Origin of the sequence: Brevefilum fermentans, assembly GCF_900184705.1 — a bacterium.
Lineage (GTDB): Bacteria > Chloroflexota > Anaerolineae > Anaerolineales > Anaerolineaceae > Brevifilum > Brevifilum fermentans.
This window is the reverse complement of the sequence record NZ_LT859958.1, coordinates 114,168-137,062: the sequence shown is the minus strand read 5'-3', so window position 1 is coordinate 137,062 and position 22,895 is coordinate 114,168. Positions and strand designations below refer to the sequence as shown.

The 22,895-nt window shown below is 42.7% G+C and carries 18 protein-coding genes; 11 read left to right on the top strand and 7 right to left on the bottom strand.

Going from position 1 to position 22,895, the window contains the following annotated elements:
* Positions 1-17 precede the first annotated feature (17 nt).
* From CFX1CAM_RS00590 to CFX1CAM_RS00560, 7 genes are all read right to left on the bottom strand, one after another.
* Positions 18-1,652: a discoidin domain-containing protein gene (locus CFX1CAM_RS00590; RefSeq protein WP_087861141.1), complete on the bottom strand. Its 1,635-nt coding sequence runs from the start codon at positions 1,650-1,652 to the stop codon at positions 18-20.
* Between the two features lie 60 nt (positions 1,653-1,712).
* A complete protein-coding gene (locus tag CFX1CAM_RS11270) occupies positions 1,713-2,471 on the bottom strand; it encodes a carbohydrate ABC transporter permease (protein ID WP_231940991.1) in 759 nt (252 codons plus the stop codon).
* A gap of 140 nt (positions 2,472-2,611) precedes the next feature.
* A complete protein-coding gene (locus tag CFX1CAM_RS00580) occupies positions 2,612-3,520 on the bottom strand; it encodes a carbohydrate ABC transporter permease (RefSeq protein WP_087861139.1) in 909 nt (302 codons plus the stop codon).
* A gap of 67 nt (positions 3,521-3,587) precedes the next feature.
* The gene (locus tag CFX1CAM_RS00575) at positions 3,588-5,033 is read right to left on the bottom strand and encodes an ABC transporter substrate-binding protein (protein WP_087861138.1); all 1,446 of its coding nucleotides are present in this window, start codon (positions 5,031-5,033) and stop codon (positions 3,588-3,590) included.
* A gap of 103 nt (positions 5,034-5,136) precedes the next feature.
* Entirely contained in the window at positions 5,137-7,383 is a 2,247-nt protein-coding gene (locus CFX1CAM_RS00570) for an exo-rhamnogalacturonan lyase family protein (RefSeq protein WP_157891617.1), read from the bottom strand.
* Positions 7,384-7,412: 29 nt separating this feature from the next.
* Complete coding sequence (locus CFX1CAM_RS00565; RefSeq protein ID WP_087861136.1) at positions 7,413-8,639, bottom strand: transglutaminase-like domain-containing protein; 1,227 nt, start codon at positions 8,637-8,639, stop codon at positions 7,413-7,415.
* Positions 8,639-9,469: an IclR family transcriptional regulator gene (locus CFX1CAM_RS00560; RefSeq protein ID WP_087861135.1), complete on the bottom strand. Its 831-nt coding sequence runs from the start codon at positions 9,467-9,469 to the stop codon at positions 8,639-8,641. The genes CFX1CAM_RS00565 and CFX1CAM_RS00560 overlap by 1 nt, the downstream gene beginning before the upstream one ends.
* 302 nt (positions 9,470-9,771) lie before the next feature.
* Between CFX1CAM_RS00560 and CFX1CAM_RS00555 the strand changes: the two genes are divergently transcribed.
* The 11 genes from CFX1CAM_RS00555 to CFX1CAM_RS00505 all read left to right on the top strand — a co-directional run bounded on the left by CFX1CAM_RS00555 (position 9,772) and on the right by CFX1CAM_RS00505 (position 22,838).
* Positions 9,772-10,797: a Gfo/Idh/MocA family protein gene (locus CFX1CAM_RS00555; protein ID WP_197687138.1), complete on the top strand. Its 1,026-nt coding sequence runs from the start codon at positions 9,772-9,774 to the stop codon at positions 10,795-10,797.
* A gap of 16 nt (positions 10,798-10,813) precedes the next feature.
* A complete protein-coding gene (locus CFX1CAM_RS00550; protein ID WP_087861133.1) occupies positions 10,814-12,418 on the top strand; it encodes an amidohydrolase family protein in 1,605 nt (534 codons plus the stop codon).
* Positions 12,419-12,422: 4 nt separating this feature from the next.
* The gene (locus CFX1CAM_RS00545) at positions 12,423-13,097 is read left to right on the top strand and encodes an RraA family protein (RefSeq protein WP_087861132.1); all 675 of its coding nucleotides are present in this window, start codon (positions 12,423-12,425) and stop codon (positions 13,095-13,097) included.
* 15 nt (positions 13,098-13,112) lie between these two features.
* A complete protein-coding gene (locus tag CFX1CAM_RS00540; protein ID WP_087861131.1) occupies positions 13,113-14,126 on the top strand; it encodes a C-terminal binding protein in 1,014 nt (337 codons plus the stop codon).
* Positions 14,126-15,181, top strand: coding sequence for a zinc-dependent alcohol dehydrogenase (locus tag CFX1CAM_RS00535; RefSeq protein WP_087861130.1), 1,056 nt, complete (start codon positions 14,126-14,128; stop codon positions 15,179-15,181). The genes CFX1CAM_RS00540 and CFX1CAM_RS00535 overlap by 1 nt, the downstream gene beginning before the upstream one ends.
* A 33-nt stretch (positions 15,182-15,214) precedes the next feature.
* A complete protein-coding gene (locus tag CFX1CAM_RS00530) occupies positions 15,215-16,435 on the top strand; it encodes a M20 family metallopeptidase (RefSeq protein ID WP_087861129.1) in 1,221 nt (406 codons plus the stop codon).
* Between the two features lie 13 nt (positions 16,436-16,448).
* A complete protein-coding gene (locus tag CFX1CAM_RS00525) occupies positions 16,449-17,468 on the top strand; it encodes a bifunctional 4-hydroxy-2-oxoglutarate aldolase/2-dehydro-3-deoxy-phosphogluconate aldolase (protein WP_087861128.1) in 1,020 nt (339 codons plus the stop codon).
* 26 nt (positions 17,469-17,494) lie between these two features.
* Positions 17,495-18,811 carry an aspartate aminotransferase family protein gene (locus tag CFX1CAM_RS00520; protein WP_087861127.1) on the top strand — a complete coding sequence of 439 codons (1,317 nt, stop codon included), beginning with the start codon at positions 17,495-17,497 and terminating at the stop codon, positions 18,809-18,811.
* Positions 18,812-19,190: 379 nt separating this feature from the next.
* Positions 19,191-20,240 (top strand): aldo/keto reductase, encoded by a 1,050-nt coding sequence (locus CFX1CAM_RS00515; protein WP_087861126.1) that lies wholly within the window; start codon positions 19,191-19,193, stop codon positions 20,238-20,240.
* A 158-nt stretch (positions 20,241-20,398) separates the two neighbouring features.
* Complete coding sequence (locus CFX1CAM_RS00510) at positions 20,399-21,706, top strand: MFS transporter (RefSeq protein WP_087861125.1); 1,308 nt, start codon at positions 20,399-20,401, stop codon at positions 21,704-21,706.
* A complete protein-coding gene (locus tag CFX1CAM_RS00505) occupies positions 21,699-22,838 on the top strand; it encodes an NHL repeat-containing protein (protein ID WP_087861124.1) in 1,140 nt (379 codons plus the stop codon). The genes CFX1CAM_RS00510 and CFX1CAM_RS00505 overlap by 8 nt, the downstream gene beginning before the upstream one ends.
* Positions 22,839-22,895: the final 57 nt, after the last annotated feature.

Genomic DNA, 22,895 nt, shown 5'->3' with positions numbered 1-22,895 from the left:
TGAGTAACAGGTGCTCTCTAATTAACACCAACCTCTGCTAACCAGAGCCGCTGAGGATATTCCAGACTACCACCGTTTATAGGTTGGACAATGCGTATCGAGTCGGTTTCGATCGGTGAAAATGATATAAGATCCATCGCTCTTTCATTGTCTGCATGGTGCTCAGCAATAGTTTGCCATTCTTCATTATGTTTTGACTGAATCAGAATATGCCTGGAATTAAAATATTTACCCCAGCATTTTGCCCATAGCAAATGGACATGACTGATTTTCTTTGGTGATTCCCATACTAACTCCACCCAGTGTGGATCGGGGGTCTCAGCAGATGCCCAGTGGCTGGCTGCATTCATATCATTGAGTACTGGCGTTTGCTGTGAATATGGCCAGCTTATACCAATTGGTCCAATTATTTGAGGTCGATGACGCAGGTCTTCTCCCTGCCACCATAGCATCGGAGGCGTTTTATCATCAACGAAATGGAGAATCTGAGTGGGACCTTCACTATCGCTTATATGGTTATTCCTCCAGAAAATACAGAAATGCGTATAATAAACCGGAAGTTTTAACTGGTAGAAATCATCACTGCTACGTAATTTGTAAGCCAAGGGGCCCTCACATGGCTGCAAATCCGCAAGCCGATCAGTGATTAATAATTCATGGATTTCGTAAGCATTCAATGGCTGGCCATCTTGTTCATAATGGATATCGAAATCCACATCGATCACAGCCCATTTGCTAATGTCATCCAACCAGACTTCATTTAATACATGTTCATCACAAGGAGCTTCTTCTTTAGTCTCTTTGCCATAGCCCCGCCCGTCGAGGGGGGCATCGCATATGCCCCTATGTAAATTGATCAGTCGTGCAGGAATGCCAAGTGCCATACACAATTGCATATACACTACAGAGTAATGGACACAGTAAAAATATTCGATGTGTTTAGTGACTTTATCGAGGATATATTCAGCATTCCAAGGGGGAGAGAAAATTGGTTGGTCGTGATCCCAAAGTGATTTAACCCAATCCCGTAGAAGAATCGCTCTTTCAAGGTCTGTCTCGCCTGATTTGATGATATCGTCTAAACTGTATTTTTCACGTAAACGGACCAATGTGGGATGAGTGAAGTCCTCCCATAAAAAAGGCGTTCCAGGAGGATCAGCATGCCCATTGTCAAGTTTTATTTCAGTTATTTCGGCGCCATAAAACAGAATCTCTAAATTTGTTATGCGGCCTTGCTTTCCAGCCTTATTAACACTTTGTACTTCAAAACGATTAATACCTTCATGAAGGGTCCAGCAAAGTGCTGTATCCAAGCCTGATTGCCAACTTAGGCTGTCAAACCTCCAGGAAAAATGATCGAAACCAGGTGTATGCGTAGCCAACCTTAATTGCACCTGTCCTTCACCAGCCTGTTTGACGTTAACTTCAACCTGGTTCAATATTGGATAAAGCAAAGCCAAATCAGGGGTGTTGATCGTGCCATAAAAGCTATCTACAAAAACCCTGGCGTCACGAGATAAATTTACCAATTCATCTGAGTCAAAATCCGACCGGGGTATTTTCCCCCATTCCGGTGCATGGCTCTTGAGCGTTGCTGGTACCAAGTCATACCAGCGCTTATACGGATCACTACCTTGAAAAATAGGTTTCATTAATTTTTACCTCGTGTTAGTCAACAATTATTTATTGATGTTAATTAACGGCTTCCTGAATTACCCTTTGATTGCACCAACGGTTAATCCCTCAGTGATACGGTCTCTCATCAGGAAATAAATCACCAGGATAGGAACAAGGAATATTAACATGCCTGCAAACAAACGGGGATGGTCTGCTGCATAGGTGGAGCTTACCGAAAGCAATTGGATTCCAAGGGCTAAAGGATATTTATCGGGATTGCGCAAATAAATGAGGGGTGAAAAGAAGTCATTCCAGATGTTGATGAAAGAGAAAATACCAATGGTGATCACACCAGGTCTTGCCAACGGGAACATGACTTTCCAGAAAATCTGCCAAGCATTGGCGCCATCTATCAAAGCGGCTTCTTCAAGCTCTTTTGGCAATGTTTCGAAAAATGAAAATAACAAGAAACAATTGAAAGGTAATGAACCAAGCCAGTATCCTAAAAACAACACAAGGTAAGTGTCGATTAATCCCAGGGCTCGCATCCACATATAGGAAGGCAATAATGACACCCAACCGGGCCACATCATTAAAAACAAGAAAAATACATAGATCGGCTTAGCCATTTTGAATTCTACACGTGATAAAACATAAGATATCATTGCTGCAAGCAATATCGCGCCTAATGTCCCCACAACACTGTAGAAAACACTGTTTAAGAAATATCGCCCCACCCTCATTTGGGTCCAGGCCAAAAAATAATTTTTAATATATGGAGGTATCTGAATTGCGAAGGCACCGCGTGTGAAAAAATCTTGATTTGTTCTTAATGAAACGGTTAATGCCCACAAGATTGCCAACAATGCAGACAGGCAGAAGGGTCCGACGACCAACCATGCCGGTAAACTACGTAAAGAGTTTTTTATCTTGTTAAGATTAAACTTGCTTTTCTTTTCTGAGGGAATTAATGGACTCATATTGCTTACCTTTTTTAGTATTGAATCACTTCACGTTTGGTCAAACGCCTTGATAACAGCGTAAAAGCAAGTACGATTACCATCATGACAGTACCCAGCGCTGTCGCATAACCAAATTGGTAATCTTTAAAGCCTTTGCCGTAGATATAGGTAGCCATGACTTGTGTGGTTGGTCCAGGGAAACCGCCAGTAACCACATAAACGAAAGTAAAACTTTGCAGTGCATTTATGATTAATAATAGTAGAACGGTCTGGATTGTTGGATAAAGCAGGGGGAAGGTCACATAACGAAATAACGATAAACCTTCAGCGCCATCGATGCGAGCCGCGTCATAAAGATCTTGAGGAATTCTCGATAAACCAGCCAAAAATATCAATGTATAAAAACCCAATGCAGACCATAAAGTGATCAGAATGATAACATAGCGTGCAGTGCTCGGGTTGCCCACAAGGTGCAGTGTCCGTAAATGGAACGTCGCTCTTAAAAATTCTCTTAAATTAAGTGCATCAAGTGTAAAACCAAAAATCCCGACTGTCGGGTCTAAAATAAAAACCCATAATAAGGAAACAATCACAACTGGAAGGATGGATGGCAAATAAACCAAGGCCTTTAATACATTCTGCCCCTTTTTTGTCATCGTAATCAGGAAAGCGAAGACCAACGATAGCGGCAGTATGGTGACGATCATACCAATTGCGATGGCAAATGTATTCTTAATGGAATCCAACCAGCGAACATCAGAAACCATCCGTTGGTAATTTTCTATTCCAGTGAAGACTGCTGAGGCTGGATTAATGCCATCATACGAAGTCAATGCCCAGTAAAATGAGGAAACCATCGGGTAAATATTTATTATTCCCCAAACAATCAATGGTGGAACAAGAAATATCCAAATTAATTTTCTAAGCTCTTTTTGTAGCATAATGAGACCTTCTAAAAAGTTAGGGCGGGAATATGAAAACTATTCCCGCCCTGAATTCAACTAATTGTTATTTTTCAATTCGGCTAAAAATTTCTACCCAATCTTCTGCCATCCGTTGGGCGAATTCTTCAGCAGTCATCAAGCCGGATGCAAAGGTTTCAAGATTCTCCCAATAAGCTGATCGCGCTTCAGGAGCAGCCGCTCCAATGCCCCCGGTTGCCGGGAACCAGAGTTTTTGAACTGCTAGTAAATCTCCAATTCCGGGGACACCACTGGGGCCTTGTCCACCAATGATCGTCGTCTGGAAGTCAAGGTAATCACCTGATGTAATTTCTTCCATAACCTCGGCTGAGGTCAGCAGTTTAGCGTAGCGAACAGTACAATCTAAGGTATGTTCATCCTGTGCTCCATAGATTGTCCAACCATTCAGAAAACCAAAAGCAGACTCATAAGGTGAAACATCCTCATAACCATCCACGGTCGGGAAATACGCAACAGACATTTCAAACCCTTCCGGAATTGAATCTGCCATCTCGCCGACCAGCCATGTACCCACAAATAAGTGGGCTGATCGATCTGTAAAGAAGGCAACCTGTTCTGCTGTGAAATCACCGCCAACAAAACCATCGGATGTATACCCTTTGACAATCAGGTCATCAAGCATTTCTGCTGCCACAAGAACTTCTGGTGTATTATCCCAGCGAATCTCAGGATCAAGATTTTGATAAAGGGCAAGGAATTTATCAGCTCCTAATAGCCGGAAGAGGATCATGTCATACCAATATCCAATGTAGCCAGAGAAACCGCCTCCACCCACACACGCAATGTTATTTTTTGCTAACACTTCGCAATTGGCTAAGAGTTCACTCCACGTGGTTGGAACGGTCAGTCCTAAATCGCTATAAATGTTTTGGTTTATCCATAAAACGATTTGGGTTTGCTGATAAGGAATCGTACCAATACGACCGCCTTCGGTGACCATAAAGGTTTGTGCTCCTTCAGTGAAGGTTTCAAGCCAAGGGACGCCCTCTTGACCATAAGCTGGTCCAGCCATCACATCAGCTAAATCATAAAACATGCCCGATTCCCAGTGTAATTTGATTTCAGCGGCGGTCGTTTCACTGCCAATGCCACCGCCGGCCATGGAAACAGGATCCCCTTCCTGAGCACGAAGCTTGAGCGCATCAGCACCGGCTACACCGGGGTATTCTGAATATAAGAACTGGCAATCTGGATTTTCAGCTTCAAACCGGTAGCCAAGCATTCGATACATTCTGCCCCACGCTGAATCAGATGGATAGAAACCACCGAACTCAACAACGGCTTTTTCGACTGGTTCTGCCTCAACAGGAACTTCAACTTCTTTAATAACCTCTTTTTCGACAGTTTCAACAACAGTTTCAACCACCTTTTCCACGACTTTCTCAGGTTCAGGGGCTGCTGTCACACATGCTGATAGCAGTAAGCCAGCAACAATCATTAAGCCTAAAACTTTCATCATATTCCGATACATCTTGTTCTCCTTTATCTTACTAAATGACTATGATCAATTTTTTTATTGTGCATTTTCTTTTGGCTTATATAACTTCTCCTTTCTCTGTTAACCTATTAACTGATTAAACCTCATCCTTTAAAAACTGAGCTTCTTCTGCCCAGAACAAGTAACGGAGCAAGTAGCGCCAGGAATAAGCTAAACCAGTGCCATTCACCTGTTTGGTGTTAAGGCAGGCTTGCACATTTCTGAGTGCAAGTTCCAAATAGGTCAAATCTCCCGTATGTTTCCATAAATAACCCAAACTTTCCAAAACAACTGTAGATGTGTAATTCCACCGGTAACCTGGAGCATCAATATAAAGGAAATTTCCTTCGGGGAAAGTGCTCTCTTTAAGTTTTTTGCCAGCCGCGACGGCTGAATTCAGGTAACGTTCATCTCCGGTGATTGCATGAGCTCTGCACAACCCATTCATGCCGATGCCAGTTTGCAAAGGCACTTTTGTGGCTTTATACCAACCAATTTGCATGTCCCAACTGCCGTCATCATGTTGCGTATCCACAATAATATCAGCCAGCTTTATCACCGCATCCATCCAGCAGTGCTCACCAGTAACCTCGTACAGCCCGGCAAAAGCAATAATTGGCCATGCACTATCTCGAACGCCATGCCATGCCACCTTGTAGGGAGGAATTGCCCATCCGGCTTCAATCATCCGCAACAGACAGTTGCCAATGCTTTTTGCTCTAGCCAAAGCAGTAGGATGCCCCGTTAGCAGATAATATGCCAGCAAACCCTCCGTCCACATGTGTGATGTTGCGACAGTAAAACCGGGCATTCCCTCGCAGTTATGTTGAATGTGGTTAATACCATGAATCCGGACACCGCCGATTTCAAGCGGGTTGCCAGAGCTATGGTGTACAAAGTCGATGTCCATCATGTGAAAAGCAGTGGCATGCAAAGCGTCAAAGTATTCTTGCTCCCCTGTGCGCAAGAATTGAAGGGCGAGTGATAGCGGCAAGTCATATTCATTATTTGATTGATAACCAGCCCTTTGCCCGACCAGATCCTGGTCGCTGTCACCATAATTAAAGAAGCCCATTCCCAGGCTACTCGATATAAAATAATTAAATTGATCACGTAATCGGATATTTATTTCCGGAAATTTTTTGGGTCGATAGTCAAATACCGGGCCAAACAAATTAATCGGGTCATTTTCAAATGCTATCGAAGGACACAGGTCAATTTCATAACTTGTTGCAAATTTGTTGACCTCCGCATTGCTGCCAGTTTCATTGTGAAATAAAACCATCATGCGATGGGTTCGCGCCATCCCTTGCGGCAGGTTAAGCAAAGATGAGCGTGATGGCCATAATTGCACATCAATCTTTTTTGTGTCATACGAGATCGCTTTAGGAGCCATCAAAGTGAGGTTTTTTACACAGATCATCACGCCGTGCGTCTTATCGCTGATATCCATCCATCCATGGGCGACACGTCTGAGCATTTCTCCTGGTTGGTCAAACTCAAACAAGGTACCATCAAAATCATAAATCTTAGTTCCAGTAAAAAATGAGGATGAGGCTGGTTCATCCGCATGGATGAGGAATGGCTGATCACTTTCAAATTTCTGTTGAAAGGCACCTACAAGCCCTGTGGTGTTTTCAGAAAAGTTAGGAGAAAGTGAAAAGGACACCTGTTTAAGGGCTATATGGTCATCATCATGATCATTAATAAAGGTATATTCAAGCTCGCACCAGTTCAAACCTGCGTAAAAGGTTAATCTTGCTTCATATGTAAATAAACGCGTTCCTTCTTGACTACGATGATCGCCGGACACAAATAGAACTGCACGCAATGGCCCTGTTTCTTCCCATATAAAGTGGCTAACCTGACCCAGCGTTGAACTGTAATGAATGCCCTGAGAATCGATTATGTTAAATCCCCAACAACCATTTTCCGAGACAATGGTCCGGTCTCCACGCTTAACCTGGTCAAAAACTCTAAAACCCGATCGCAAGTCAATATTAACAACGATACACCCGGTATCTATTTCATATAAACGATTATTTTCGACTATTTTTATTGGATTATCATGGTTCAGAAGAGTAGGCTTATCATTATTGATCAGGGTGTATGTATCAACACTTTGGGCTGGTAGGTCAACTTGAAAGAAAGATTGTAACCACTTTATTGATCTGTCAGGCCAATAAGAAAGTATTTTTGTCTGTACAGGAATTCGCTGACCAGAATTGTTTATAAGCTCCAAACAATCCGCGGTGTGCAATTTGCCCATTTTAAAAGGCATGCCGCGAGTAACAGGCCAATTGTGCCTGCTAATTCCTGATGGTTCTTCTACAATAAGTTTCATAACATAATTCCACAAAAGGGTTAGAGAATTTATTCCCGAGAAGGTTGATCAAAATATGATTGATCAACATGGTAAGGGAACATTGCAAGCGAAGCATCGTTCTGCCATATCAGATCTGTTTCACAATAAGCCAAGCTTCCGTGACCGGGAGGTGTTAATTCAGGATGAGCAAGAAAATCTGCTCTTGACCAAATGGCCCTTTTCTTAGCAAAGCGCCCATTAAGGTAAATATTCATAAACTCTTCGATTGCCGGATTTTTTTTCTGGTAATCAAATCCTTTACCAAACCGCACAAATGGTTTCCAGTCCTCATAAGACTTAAGCGCAGATACAGTCATTGGTTCATCGTTTTGGTAAAATATCGCGTCGAGATTGGGATCTACAAATATCCATTTATTTAAATTAGGGATCCAGGTCTCCGCAGCGAAATGTCCATTAAAACCTCCCAGATCTTCGGTGAAAACCGCGGGACGAGATTTGATACCTAAGCTCTGACAAGCTGTGATATAAACGATTGCGTAATGAACACACATCACTATGGGCAACTGACCATTCTGTCCTTTTTGGGTTTTACCCCAAGCAAGAATTGTTTCAGCATCCCACGGTGTGTAAAGTGATGCTAATGCAGATGAACGATATTCAAATGAAGAAGCTACCCAGGTAGACAGCTGGTGCACTTTCGTCATCAAAGAATCGGAAGATTTGATCTCTTCTGGAATCAGGTTGCGTAAATATGCTAAACGGGGATGGTCAGGTGGTTCCCAAGCGAATCGCGGTGGTTCAGGGTCCTGTCCTTCATCAATTCGAATCCGCAACACATATTCTCCCGCTTGTTGATTGGTTCTTCCCTTATTTCGCCAAGTTTTAGTGCTGCCAGCATCCAAGCTCAGATAACTTTCTTGTGATCCATCAATCGATTGATCAAAGGCTATCGTCCAGGCATTCATTCCGCTACCATCACTCCAGATCTGAAATGAATTTCTCCCGGCAAGCAAATCTGACTCCGGGATAGTTACCTTATACCAGCGGAATGCCGGTTCATTGCCCTCTGGCTTTATTTCAAGTGTCAGCTGCCCATTAACCAATATTTTTAAAGGAGGGACACCCATATCATGTGGCCGAGCAAGAATAAATAGCTCTGCAGGAGTATTTGTTTCGGGTAATATGATTGATTTAAATGCCCGCCTGAAATAATTTATCTCCTCACAATTATTAGGCGACACAAACCCTTGTTCAGAGTAATAGAGAGTGCTCATCAACTAATCTCCTGGTGGATAGAATCAACGATTGGGTAAGCTTTATGCTGTGGAAATCCGGACATTATCGAAAGCTCATAACCCGTTTTCTTAACTTGAGTAATTAGAGAGGGAAAACGATCAAGAGATAATCGGGATGATGGACCGGTAATACCAATACCGGCAATCAATTTTTCCGTGAAATCAAAAATCGGAGCTGCAATACAGCGGACTCCGAGAAAACGCTCCTCATCATCTACAGAAAAATAATAGTTTCTTATCAATTCCAGTTGGTTTTTTAACGTCCCCACACTGGATATCGTATTGTGTGTAAATCTTTCAAAAGTATAGTTTGCAAGGATTTGTTCCCGAATGTCTTCAGGCTGAAAAGCCAATATAACTTTCCCAATCGCCGTTGCATGATAGATAAAGGACTCGCCAATTTCATTGGTGACCGCCAAAGGCGATTGGCTCATTTTGTGATCAATACAAATTGCAGCCTTATCAGAAAAAATTGCCAAATTCGAACTTTCCCCTGTTTCATCAACTAATTTTCGGAGATACGATTTGCTGGTCACTCGGATTTGTATGGTATCTATCGCCCGTCGGCTAAGTTCTATAACCTTAAGACCAAGGGTATATTTTTTCGAGACAGGATCTTGAACTACGAACCCACGATTTAACAAAGTCCCCAACAAACGATAAACCGTGCTGGGGTCAACATCTAATAACTGAGCCAACTCAGGCAATCCCATATGATCTTGAGAACGGCTGAGATACTCCATGATGATCAAACCACGATCCAGAGACTGGATGACATTGCGGCTGTAATGTTTATTTTCTTGGTTCATTTGATTCACTTTGTCAATCCATTATTCCTGATTTTAGCCCCATTATGCAATACTATTGCATAGCTGTCAAGGAAAATAATACCATCGATTTTTTTACTAATGTTCATTGGATATCCAAGAATGATGACTTTTCAGTCCAATTGTAACACTTAAATCTTGAAATTAGCTGGTATACTAACTTTTAACAGCATTAATTTGACTAAATTTAAGGTTTATTTTGTGTTGACACCAAGAACAGTCCATGTTACAATGCTTTTATTGCGCATTAAGAAATCTAATTGCATGATATGCAGGAGGTTAATATGAGTAAATATCGAGTTGGTATCATCGGTGCGGGAATCATGGGTGATATTCACGCCAGAGTTTATCGGTTAAACCCACTAACGGAATTGGTTGCCGTAGCGGATATTAATAAAAATAAAGCGCAGGCGTTTGCTGAGAGGTTTGAGATACCATCTGCTTATGATCAATTTGATGAGATGTTTGATGAATGCGATTTGGATATCGTCTCGGTGTGTACACCTGATTTTGCTCACGCACAGCCCACAATAGCTGCAGCCAACAAAAAAATCAATGTTTTGGTGGAAAAGCCCCTGGCAACAAATGTTCAGGATGCACTGGAAATCATCAAAGCAGCAAAAGATAATGAAGTCAAGGTTATGGCGCAGTTTAGCCATCGCTGGGTTCCGGCTTACAGGCAAGCAAAAGACCTGATCAATCGGCCTGAAGCTGGGGGGCCTGTATTGGCCTATACACGTAAAAACGACATAATTTCAGTTCCTACTGAGATGATCGCCGGTTGGGTCAACCAGACTACCCCGGCATGGTTCCTCTCATCCCATGATATCGACCTGGTGTGCTGGTATTTTGGTGTTGAACCTGTAGAAGTTTACGCAAATGCAGTTTTCAAAGTGTTAAAAGCAAGAGGATTCAACACTCCAGATGCCATTCAGGCGCAGGTCAAATTTGCTGACGGTTCACTGGCGACCTTTGAAGCCTGTTGGATCTATCCCAACACCTTTCCTACGATGGTTGATTCATGGGTGCAGATTGTGTGCGAAAACCAGGTCATCCATTTGGATCGAAAGTATGAACAGATCGAAATTGCTACCCCAAGCAAATATGAGTATCCCCGCAACCTTCTGGCGTATCATTTTGAAAATGACGAAGTGCATGGTGCCGTTCCTTTGTCGATAAACCACTTTATCCGCTGTGTGGATGAGAACCTTGAGCCATTGGTCACACTGGAAAGTTCTCTTACCGTCACCCGTATTCTTGACGCCATACAAAAATCGGTTGAGACAAACTCCAGGATTTACTTAAGTTAAGTCTTGAATTATTAACATGAAATTATTTGATTCCTCTGTTTACTTGGGCCCCTGGCCAGGAAGTGCTGAGACATTTTCTGATGTCAATGCATTGGTCAACAAATTAGGACAGCTAAACATCCATGCTGCACTGGTAAATCATACTTTAGCCTGGCAGCACAACCCCTATTATGGGAATAAATTGCTTATGGATGAGATTCGAGAGCACCCGCAACTCGAAGCCTGTTGGGGATTAACCCCGGGCCCAGCTCTTGAAGTATATGGTGGTTTGACAGGCCTGAAAAAAGCCCTTATCGAAAACAAAATCCGTGCAATCCGGCTATTCCCCAAGGATCATGTTGTCTCTTTGGAGCAATGGATGACGGGTGGTTTCTTTGATTTGCTTAACAAACTCAGCATTATTGTGTTTTTAGATGTAGATCAAGTTTTTATGCAGGTTGGCATATATGATTACGATGCCAACCGATTTTCTGCAATTAAAGAGATTTGCCAATCTTATCCAAACATTTCTTTGGTGATCAACCGAACTGGTTACAGACCCTATCAAAGCTTGATTCAATTGATGCAACAGTGCGATAACCTTTACCTTGATCTTTCCTTCCTAGCAACACACCAGGGTGTGGAAGACATTGTTCAAAGGTTCGGCTCGGCGAGATTGCTCTTTGGAACGAGTATGCCTTTTGTAGAAGCCGGTGGTGCCATCGCCAGGCTCACTTATGCTGGCATTCCAGAAGAAGCAAAACGAGACATTGCCAGCTCTAACCTGGAAAGAATGCTCCAAAACGCCAAGACTTCTCAGCATGATCAACAACGAAATTTTGAAATGGTTGCTCCTGAAGTAAGCCAAATGCCAAAGCATTCCTATCATGTGATTGATGCCCACGGTCACATGGGACCATATTTTAAATTTCATATCCCTCAAAACGACTCGGAGGGAATGCTACGAGCAATGGATTCTGCTGGTGTTGAAATTGCCTGTATCTCATCACATCTTGCGATATCAGGTGACTGGAAGCGAGGCAACCTTGAGACCCTGGCTGCTATTAGGAAACATCCATCCAGGCTTAAAGGGCACGTGGTCATCAACCCCAATCATCCACGGGATATCAAGCCCGAGTTAAAACGGTATATCCTCGATGAAGGCTTCATTGCTATAAAAATCACCCCAGACACACATCTAAAGTCCATTCTCGATCGAGATTATGAGCCCATGTGGGAATTTGCTGCCGATCACAAGATAATGGTATTGTCGCATACCTACCATGGTTCTCCATATGATGACCCCCAGCTGTTTGCTGAAATCGCAGAACGGCATCCGGAAGTCAATGTGTTGATTGTACATAGTGGAGCGCTTACAGAAGGTTTTGAAGGTGCCATTCACCTGGCTCAGAAATACCCAAATCTTTACCTTGATATCAGTGGGTCATTTATCACCAGCCATTGGATCGAAAGATTGGTCAATGAGGCAGGTGATGATAAGGTTGTTTATAGCTCTGATATACCCTTTATTGACATCCGATATAGCTTAGGCAGGGTTCTGTATTCACAATTGTCTGAATACCAGAAAACCCGATTATTGAGAGAAAACATCATTCAGATTACAAAAAGAATTGAGGAATAATGACATGAATACCCCTGAACTACATGAACTCGTTGAAGGATATAAAGCAGTTTATCCAGCAGCTATTACCGATATCCTCGACACGGATTTTGAATTCCATAATCAATGGCTTGGTCCAGATATCAGACCGTTAACGCCAGAGATGCGGGTTGCGGGCCCAGCTATGACGATGCGTTGGGTTAACGATCCGGTCATCGTTGATGATAATCAATATGAGGAGTTAACCTCTCGAATAGTGAATGAAATGAAGCCATTCATGGTGCCTGTTATTGATACCAGCAAATGTCCTAATGCCGGTTATTGGGGCGAATTAATGTGTACTATCGCTGAAGAAAAAGGGATTTCTGGGGCAGTCATCGATGGAGGCGTCCGAGATCCGTATTACATCTACAAAAGTGGGTTTAATCTCTTTTCTGTATTTCCCTGCCCCTTAGAGGCAAATTTTAACCGATCTCGTCTCGAGAGTGTTCAACAACCCATTACCATTAACCAGGTGACCATTCATCCGGGTGATTTCATCATGGGTGACTTTGGCGGTGTTGTTGTGATACCTCAAGATATCGTCGTGGACGTATATTATAAAGTAAAAGAATTGATCGACAAAGAAAGTGAGACCCGCAAATTGATCCGCCAAGGTGCCAGCGTTAAAGAACTCCTTGCGACAGGCGGACGAATATAAAAAAGGGGTAACAATATGACTGCGATCAAAATGGTCGTCACCGATTATATCGAAACAGACCTTCAATGGGAAGAAGAGCAGGCAAAAACACTGGGTGTTGACTTTCACGCCTATCAATTAAAAACGGCAAGTCCTTCTGAGTTGGTCAACGCTTGTAAAGATGCTGAAGTGATTGTTGTCAATATGGCCCGGTTCACAGAGGAAGTCATCAACGAACTGCCAAACACTAAACTGATTCTCCGTCATGGCATTGGCTATGATAATGTTGATGTCAAAGCGGCCAGTCAACGTCAGATTATGGTCGGGTATTATCCGGACTATTGTGTTACTGAGGTGGCTGAACAGGCTTTGATGTTGATGTTCGCCTGCCAGCGAAAAATACAGCACCAATTTAATATCCTCAAGAAATCTTCTGAAGTAGGACAGTGGAAGTTTCACGAAATAATGCCCGTATATTCAATCAACGGGAAAACAATTGGAATCGTTGGTGCAGGTCGAATTGGATCGACACTGATCAGAATGTTACGCGGGTTTGATGTGGATATTCTGGTCACTGATCCCTATCTCAGTTCACAACGAAAAGCAGCATTAGGGATCCAGACAATCCCTTTAGATCAATTAATAAGAGAATCCGATATCATCTCAATCCATTGCCCCTTAAAATGGGAAGAAACCTACCATTTGTTTGATGAAGCCGAATTCAAGTTGATGAAGAATACTGCCGTGCTGATAAACACTGCCCGAGGGGGAATCATTAATTTGACTGCTCTCGATGAAGCCCTTCGAAATGGACAGCTTGCGATGGCAGGCATTGATGTTTACGAGCAAGAACCACCCCCACGTGATCATCCTATACTCAGCAATGAGCGTGCACTTTGTACGCCTCATCTTTCCTGGCTGTCCGAAGAAGCGGGTTGGAATATTCGCAAAAAAATTATGGAAGATGTCGATCGATTCAAGCAAGGGCTACCCCCTGTTCACCAAATCAATAAGGAAGTTTCCTCATTTATCGATAGGATGGTTAACTGATGAATACAAAGTCAAAAAATATGATCGGTTTGTATAAGACACACAAAGGTGTTGGCAACCTTGAATTGCGGGAAACAAGCATTCCTGTTATTAAACCTAACGAGGTCTTGATAGAGATAATGGCAGCTGGTATTTGTGGAACGGATATTCATATCAAACATGACCTTTTTCCCTACTACCCTCCAGTTATCTTGGGTCACGAATTTTCAGGAAAAATTCTCGAGATTGGACAAGAAGTTACGCTGTTCAAACCGGGGGACAGGGTTGTGGGCGAACCGCATACCCGGGCTTGTGGAAAATGCGAGTTGTGTCGAACTGGAAATATCCAAATCTGTGCTCAAAAAAGATCTCCTGGGTGGGGAATAGATGGGGCTTTTGCAAAATACCTGGCCTTCCCTGAGCATCTACTTCATGCTCTACCGGATAATATTAGTTATGAAGAAGGCGCATTAATTGAACCAGCCGCAAATGCAGTTCAGGATGTTTTGGAAAGAGCAAAAGTTGAACCCAACGACTTCGTCGTTGTTAATGGCCCTGGCCCAATTGGCTTGCTTTCTGCAATGGCTGCAAGAGCTGGTGGAGCAGGCACAGTTGTATTGGTGGGAACCTCTTCTGATAAAAGATATCGCATACCTGTTGCTGAGAAACTTGGGTTTGATCGGTTCATAATTGCAGACGAACAGGACGGAATCAAGGCAATTGAGGAAATGACTAATGGAAGAGGTGCCGATCTTGTTGTTGAAGCAAGCGGATCAGCTCGCGCAATTGCAGCCAGTGTAGGGATGGTAAGACGCTTGGGCCGCATTTGCCAAATTGGCATTGTAGGCAAACCTGAAATAGCTTTTCCATGGGATCTGGCAGGCTGGAAGGGCTGTACCATATATTTTAATCTCAGCACGGGTTATACCTGCTGGGACCGCACCATTGGTTTAGTTGCGTCTGGAAAAATTGATGTTAAAACCTTAATCACGCATTCATATCCATTGGTCGAATGGGAAAGAGCCTTTGAAGTTGTCGAATCTCAGGAAGCAATCAAAACGCTGATTATCCCATGATGTTGTTGCACGATATATAGGAGCAGTTTGTAAATGACCGCTGAAACGATTGAAAATTTAACTCGAACCTTCTTAATGGATCTGATTAGGATTCCTTCTACACGCGGAAATGAAGGCGAAGCAGCAAAATACGTTTATCAAGCTTTTAAACCCTTGGTCGATCAAGTAGAATTATTGCCCATCGATGATTCGATTATGGAAGACCCGCATTATGCCTTTCCCCTTCCAGGTTTTACATACAAGGATAGTTTTAATGTTGAATGTGTAATTCGCGGAAAGAATCCTGATAAAACAGTGGTGTTTAATGCGCACCTGGATGTCGTTCCACCTAACGAGGGGCAAATCGACCCCTTCAAACCAAAATACGAGGATGGGATCATCTTTGGGCGAGGAGCCTGTGATGACAAAGGTCCTTTGGCGTCATTATATGCGTTAGCACTCTTCTTGAAAGAAGAAAACATCCAACCCGATTGCAACCTGATTTTTCATTTTGTAGTCGAAGAAGAAAATGGTGGTAATGGAACTCTTGCCATGGTGAGGAGGGGGGTGGAAGCAGATGCAGCAATTGTTCTTGAAGCAACAGATTTCGTTATTTATCCCGCTGTTCGCGGCGCTGTCTGGTTTACGCTTGAAGTTTATGGCAGAGAATCGCATTCAGGTAATACAAAAAACCGGATCAGTGCCATAGACAAAGCGTTTCAAGCAATTCAAGCTCTGAAACAATATCACCAAAAAGTACTTAATGAATCCAGAGGAATCCCACTCTTCGATACTTATGAAGACCCTATGCCACTCACTATAGGCCAATTTGATGCCGGCGTTTGGCCGGCAAGTGTGCCGAATAAAGCTGTATTAAAAGGTTTAATGGGCTTTCTTCCAAATATGAATAAAAAACAGATCCAAGATGGGCTTCGCAATAGTCTGGCAACTCATAGTGATGAGTGGCTTCGTGAAAATTTTAAACTTGAATTCAACATGCTCAATAATGATGGCTATATGATCCCAATAGATGCTCCCGTTGTGCAATCTCTCACAAGCGCGCTTAAGGGATTAGATTTATCTGTTGAAATCAAAGCCATGACCGCTTCGTGCGACGCCTGGTTTTACAATAACTTATTAAACATCCCTACAGTGGTTTTCGGTCCCGGGTCATTAATCCATGCCCATGCGAGAGATGAACAAATTAAACTGGATGATGTTCTAATGGGCGCGCAAATTTTCAAGTCATTCATAGAGCATTATTCAGACCATTAAAAAAGGATAAGAAATGCCGAAGCAACTTCGCATGGACACGCTAAATAAGATTATTGATACCGGCTTGGTGCCTGTTTTTTATAATCCAGATGTTGACACATCCATGCAAATTATCCAGGCATGTTTCGAAGGCGGCGCTAAGGTTGTGGAGTTCACTAATCGAGGCGAGCGTGCATACAGCGTTTTTTCAACAGTAGCAGAGCGATTAAAGGCTAACTCTCCGCAAATCACATTGGGTGTCGGTTCGATTATCGACCCATACAGTGCGTCCCTATTTATTAATGCTGGGGCCGATTTTATAGTCGGGCCGACATTTAATCCAGAAATTGCCAGAATTTGCAATCGCTTGAAAGTTCCGTATTGCCCGGGCTGTGGCACAGCTTCAGAAATTTCTGCTGCTGAAGAAGCCGGAGTCGAAATTGTTAAACTCTTTCCAGGTGACCTGGTTGGTGGGCCAGATTTTGTAAAAGCAGTGCTGGGACCTATGCCTTGGGTCAGGTTTATGCCGACTGGTGGTGTTGATGCAACGGCAAAAAGCATTAAAAATTGGTTTAATGCTGGAGTCACCGCAGTAGGAATTGGCTCAAATTTAATTCGAAAAGATTGGGTCAAACAGAAAGAATTCAATAATATCGCTGAACTAACTGCCAATATCCTAACATGGATCAGGCAAGCGCGCGCTCAATCCAATTATCTTGGTTTTGAACACCTTTGCCTTTATCCTCCCGACAGCCAAACTGCAGATGCGATGAGCCAATGGTATCAAGATGTCTTTAATCTTAGGATCAGTGAAGAGAAAACGGCTTATTTTCTTGAGGGGAAGCAAGGTTCAAGGCTTGAAATTTCTCGGGTGGAATACAACCTTGCAGCTCATATTGCGATCAATGTCGCGAATTTTGAAGAAGCTTATCAGGATCTGATCAATAAAGGATTTCAGCTTGAAGAACCCCTGATATCGCCTGCCGTAAAAATTGCATTTTTACAAGAAACGGATCCGGCAGGGCATCGAGTGCACATTGTTTGGAGAAAATAAAAATCTGTATTTAAAGGAAATCTGACATGGAAAAACTTAAATTTCGTAATATCCCCGGGCCTAAATCTAAAGATCTTCTACAAAAAGCGCAAAAATTTGAGCCTGCATGTTCATTGGATCAGACGCCCGTTGTTTGGGATCATGGAGACGGGGTATGGATTTGGGATGTTGATGGAAATCCCTATATCGATTTTACCTCTGGTGTATTAGTAACTAACCTCGGGCACAGCCACAAAGGGTTAACAAAAGCTATACAAAAGCAAGCTGAACGACTTCAGAACACATATTCTTTCCCAACACCGGAAAGAATTGAGGCTGCAGAACGCTTGGTTAAAACCCTTCCCCCACACTTGACCAGGGTTTTTTATCTAACAACTGGTTCAGAAGCGACCGAAGCGGCAATCAGGGTTGCCAGACGCTATTCCCAAAAAACTGAAATTCTTTCCTTTTACGGTGCATTTCATGGGCGCACCTATGGTGCGATGAGTGTTGGTGGAATGAGAAATATTCGGAATAAATTTGGCGAGATGGTGCCCGGCAGTGTACGCGCACCATATGCCTATTGTTATCGCTGTATATATGAAAAAACTTGTCCTGATTGCGGATTTTATTGCATAAAGGTCTTGGATGAGCACCTCAGGGGTAATTCCAATAATAACCTTGGTGCTGTTATGGTTGAACCTTATCAGGGCGCTGCTGGTTTTATCTTTCCTCCAGATGGATGGCTGAAAGCCTTAGAGCAGTGGACAAGAGAACGAGATCTGGTTTTTATCGTTGACGAAGTTCAATCATCCTTTGGTCGCACTGGGAGAATGTATGCAATCGAGTGGGAGGATGTGAAACCTGATTTGTTATGTTTGGGGAAAGGCTTAGGAAGCGGGCTGCCAGTTTCCGCGTTGGCAGGTACCGATCCAGTTCTTGAGGCAATGGACCCTGGCGAGTTATCGAGTACTTGGGGAGGCAACCCATTGTGTTCATCTGCAACACTGGCTGTGTTAACTGCAATTGAGCAAGAAAACTTAAGTAACCGTTCCCTGGAAATGGGGAATTATCTAACCCCAATACTACATTCACTGCAAGAAAAATATCCTTGTATTGGCGATGTACGCGGTCGCGCACTGGTTCAAGGACTGGAAATCGTGGAACCTGATGATGGGTTTTCACCTTCAAAAGAATTGACCCGGAAAATCGTTTTCAATGCTGCAGAACGTGGTCTGTTACTTGGGAAAGTTGGTATTTTTGGCAATGTCATCCGAATAGCTCCACCCCTTGTGATAAAAAAGGAAGAAATAGACCTGGCAATGGAGATCCTGGAACAATCAATTGCATTGGCACTCGATTAAAACAAGAAAAACTGCGATGAACACCATTGAATACCCGTGCTATGAGATTGTTCTCGCATCAACCAGGAAGCTGGTGTTCTCGCAGGCGACGGTTAAACAAAGAGAGTTGAGAATATGTTGGGTGATGATGATTTTGAAAAATCTTTCACCTTATCTGAGGCAGCATGTTTATTAATCACGAGACTTCAGAAATCAACACTGGCTCAGTAGATACCTTTTCCAATCAAAAATTATTATGGCATAACTCGTTTTTAAAGATTCAATATGAGAATGTTTTATTTACTATGCAGTCAACGATCCAATCAGACGGGCTGATGCGATTATGAGATTTTACCAACAAAGAGTTTGTTGATACATTTGGCACAAAGGAGGCTTAACTATGCGTAAGACACCAGATACATCCTTGTACAATCTGCCGTTCACAACGGATGAATTTAACGGAATGCCCTATCAAAGATTGGGCACGTCAGGGCTCAAGGTGTCCCGTGTCGGCCTTGGCACATGGAAATTTGGTTATCCAGAAACAGGTGATGGCGCACGTTTGACACAAAATACAGCTTTCAAAGTATTTGATAGGTCCGTTGAATTAGGCGTTACCTTTTGGGATACTGCAAATCGTTATAATGCGAGTTCTGGAAACTCAGAAAGAGTTATTGGGGATTGGCTCAGATTAAATCCCGATCAACGGCGCAATATTGTTATCGCAACAAAGCTCTACGGTACGATGGATGGGCGAACACCAAACCACTGCCGATTGTCCCGGATGAACATTCTTGAATCGACTTATGCTTCATTAGAACGTATGGAGATTGATTATGTCGATTTAATGTATTTTCACTCTCACGATCCCGAAACCCCAATCGAGGAGTCGCTCAACGCAATTGAAGACCTTGTCCGGCAAGACCTCGTTCGCTATTTTGCTGTCTCGAATTTTACTGTGGATCAATTAAAAGAATATCTCAATGTTAGCAAATCATTGTCAAACCGTTGCCAATTAATAGCAGTTCAAAATCAGTATGACATTTTAAACAAAGAAGATCCGAAATACACCGGTGTGTTGGATTTTGCAAAACAAACTGGAATATCCTATGTTGCGTGGAGCCCATTGGCTCGGGGATTGTTAACTAATCGCTATCTCGACATTGCTTCCATTGGGCCTGGTGACCGTCTTTTTGATGAAGACTCTTTAGAAAACAAAACATTCAAGGACAATTTAGAGAAAACCAAACAATTATTCCATCTTGCAGAAAGAGCGGGTTTATCCGTAAACCAGTTAGCTCTCGCTTATATGCTTACGCTTGAAGGCATGGGACCCGTCATTCCCGGGGTAACCAGTATTGAACAACTGGAAGAAAATGCACACGTAGCAGCCATAACTCTCAGCCAAGAATTATGTGATTCCATCCAGTCAATTGTTGACAAGCCTTAGTTGGACGGTCAATGCTTTACAAATCAATGCCGTGAATTTTACGCCGAGGAAATATGAATAGCTGACTTTTTCTACGTTCCTATTTTTTTTGAATACTGATATACGTCTCAAATACAAAAAATAATTATTTGCGGATAAGGTTTTCGAGACCGTTCAACATGAAGATGAAGCTCAAATTCAAACAATTAGACACAGGACACAGGAATCTGCTCTTCCTCGTTTCTGAACACGTTTGGAGTGGTTTTTATACGTCAGTTTTCAGTTTTGGAGCAGTCTATGCAATTCGTATGGGTGCTTCGGACAGTGAAATCGGCTATTTATCATCCTTTCCTGCATTGTTGGTAGCTTTATTAGCAATTCCCTTTGGTGACTTTCTCCAAAAATCGCACAGACCCCAGCGCTGGATACCCATCAGCCTTATCGCTCAAAGAGCGTTGTTCCTATCCATTGTTCTGGTGCCTTTTGTCTTTAAAAACACGGGCCATATCGGGACAGCGATCGTGGTAATAATTGTTATAACATCCATACCTCAGTTGCTCAACAGCTTGACAATCTTTCCTTTCTACATGAAAGTGATCTCTGAAGACAAAAGAGCCTCATTTTTCTCGACCAAAAATTTCTCTAGCAATTTGGTTACCGGTCTTGTTGTTGCTTTAGCGGGCTTGGTCCTCGACCGCCTTCCATTTCCTAACAATTACCAGCTTGTTTTTACAATCGGGGTTTTAATCTCCCTCGCCAGTTTGATCTGTTTTTATAATGTCAGAGATCCTGAAACAGGAGAACGTGTCATTACCAGTAAAAAAACACAGCAGCAATTTATTGGTAAACAAAATTTTTTAAAGATGATAAATTTTCGGTCAGATTTTGGCCGGGTGGTTTTAAACCAGTTTATGCAATATTTTGGAATATGGGCAGCAACACCCGTCACCATAATTTACATCATCAACCATCTGAATGCTTCAGATGCCTGGTTTGGCCTGTATAATTCGCTGATGTTCTGGGGATTATTGGCTGGATGGATTGTCGCACGCATCATTGTTAAACGCTTTGGAGAACCACAAACCTTGAAATGGTCAGCTCATATTCCACCATTACATCCGTTATTGATTGGGCTTTCTACCTCCCTCACGCCTATTCTCTTCATTAACCTGATCTTTGGCCTTGTTTCTCCGGTATACAGCTTGAGCCATAACAATTGCTTGTTAAAAGCCTTTCCTCCAGGTCAGGAGCACCTGGCAATGGGCGTGTATTCGACAATCAATCAGCTTGGCATTTTTTCTTTTTCGTTATTAGGTGTCTTTGCGCTTTCTTACACCGACAACATTCGGATGGTACTCATTGTCTGTGGTCTAATTTCACTCATAGGTTCGTTTTTCTTTCACTTCTTTCCCGTTAAACCCAAAGTGGAATCAATAGACTTCCCATGTACACACTTACCTGATCAAGGAGCAGAGAATCATGTCTGAAAAGATGAAAGTCACCCCATTCCTAATTAGAGATACACAACTGCCTTCTCAGCTGGGTATTGCAGCAAATATCCCTTTTGAAGAGGCGCAAAACAACGATGAACTCCGTAATAACTGGTTTCATCCGGTTTGTTCTCGTTTTAACCCAGTCGATAATTTGCTCTACATCGGCAATACCGCTTATAATAATGACATTTTATACACATTTGACCCCCAAAATAAGACCTTTACCAGCCTTGGTTTCCAGAGGATTGCCAGCAGATATGATGCAAAAGTCCATCGGTCACTTGAAATCGATCATAATGGCATTATCTATGGAGCAACGGCGAGCTTGCATGACCTCGACGCGCAGCATATTGCCCCCGGGGGGCAAATTTTCCAATATGACCCCAAAACAAGAGAGCTAACTACGCTAGCAATACCGGTTCCGCCCTGGTATATCCAAACGATCGTTCTTGACCCTGATCGGATGATCCTGTATGGGTACACATACCAAGCACCTTATTTATTCAGGTTCGATATTCCAACTCGGGAGACAACGGTTTTGGCTTATACAGGCAACGATGGGCATAATTTGGCTCTCGACAAAGACGGTAATTTGTGGGCATATTGGCGACAGCATTATGGCACTTCATCTACACTGGACTCATCTCCTCAAACGACAATGCTCAAATACCAACCGGATACCAGAGAACTCACATGGTTAAAGAATGTTGGTGTACCGGGACGATTTGAAAATGATTGGGTATATGTGGATTTTGCCTTACTTGGAGATGAGAACAACATCTACATCGGTACAACAGCAGGCACTTTGTTCAGTTTCTGTACTAACGATCAACAATTCCAATACCTTGGAACACCTTTATTGAAGGATTCAAGAATAGGCGGGATGACCATCGGAAAAGATGGGAATCTCTATATTGCGGCTGGTAGAAATTATCGTTGTCACCTTGTCCGCTACCTGCGTCCCGAAAACATATTTGAAGATTTGGGCGAAATAAAAGATCTATCAACCGGTGAAGCATGCTGCGACACTCATTTCATAACTGAAACATCGCCAGGCACTTTTTATATTAGTGAAACCGATAACTTAAGGAGGTCATCTTATTTATGGGAATGTTGTCTTGAGTGAAAATGTAAGAAATTATTTTAAACCCAATATCCATTCACACTAGAAAAGGAACAAGTA

Coding starts and splice junctions, on each gene's coding strand:
- CFX1CAM_RS00590 (WP_087861141.1), bottom strand. CDS start 1,652: ATGAAACCTATTTTTCAAGGTAGTGATCCGTATAAGCGCTGGTATGAC.
- CFX1CAM_RS00580 (WP_087861139.1), bottom strand. CDS start 3,520: ATGCTACAAAAAGAGCTTAGAAAATTAATTTGGATATTTCTTGTTCCA.
- CFX1CAM_RS00575 (WP_087861138.1), bottom strand. CDS start 5,033: ATGTATCGGAATATGATGAAAGTTTTAGGCTTAATGATTGTTGCTGGC.
- CFX1CAM_RS00570 (WP_157891617.1), bottom strand. CDS start 7,383: ATGAAACTTATTGTAGAAGAACCATCAGGAATTAGCAGGCACAATTGG.
- CFX1CAM_RS00565 (WP_087861136.1), bottom strand. CDS start 8,639: ATGAGCACTCTCTATTACTCTGAACAAGGGTTTGTGTCGCCTAATAAT.
- CFX1CAM_RS00560 (WP_087861135.1), bottom strand. CDS start 9,469: ATGAACCAAGAAAATAAACATTACAGCCGCAATGTCATCCAGTCTCTG.
- CFX1CAM_RS00555 (WP_197687138.1), top strand. CDS start 9,772: ATGAGTAAATATCGAGTTGGTATCATCGGTGCGGGAATCATGGGTGAT.
- CFX1CAM_RS00550 (WP_087861133.1), top strand. CDS start 10,814: ATGAAATTATTTGATTCCTCTGTTTACTTGGGCCCCTGGCCAGGAAGT.
- CFX1CAM_RS00545 (WP_087861132.1), top strand. CDS start 12,423: ATGAATACCCCTGAACTACATGAACTCGTTGAAGGATATAAAGCAGTT.
- CFX1CAM_RS00540 (WP_087861131.1), top strand. CDS start 13,113: ATGACTGCGATCAAAATGGTCGTCACCGATTATATCGAAACAGACCTT.
- CFX1CAM_RS00535 (WP_087861130.1), top strand. CDS start 14,126: ATGAATACAAAGTCAAAAAATATGATCGGTTTGTATAAGACACACAAA.
- CFX1CAM_RS00530 (WP_087861129.1), top strand. CDS start 15,215: ATGACCGCTGAAACGATTGAAAATTTAACTCGAACCTTCTTAATGGAT.
- CFX1CAM_RS00525 (WP_087861128.1), top strand. CDS start 16,449: ATGCCGAAGCAACTTCGCATGGACACGCTAAATAAGATTATTGATACC.
- CFX1CAM_RS00520 (WP_087861127.1), top strand. CDS start 17,495: ATGGAAAAACTTAAATTTCGTAATATCCCCGGGCCTAAATCTAAAGAT.
- CFX1CAM_RS00515 (WP_087861126.1), top strand. CDS start 19,191: ATGCGTAAGACACCAGATACATCCTTGTACAATCTGCCGTTCACAACG.
- CFX1CAM_RS00510 (WP_087861125.1), top strand. CDS start 20,399: ATGAAGATGAAGCTCAAATTCAAACAATTAGACACAGGACACAGGAAT.
- CFX1CAM_RS00505 (WP_087861124.1), top strand. CDS start 21,699: ATGTCTGAAAAGATGAAAGTCACCCCATTCCTAATTAGAGATACACAA.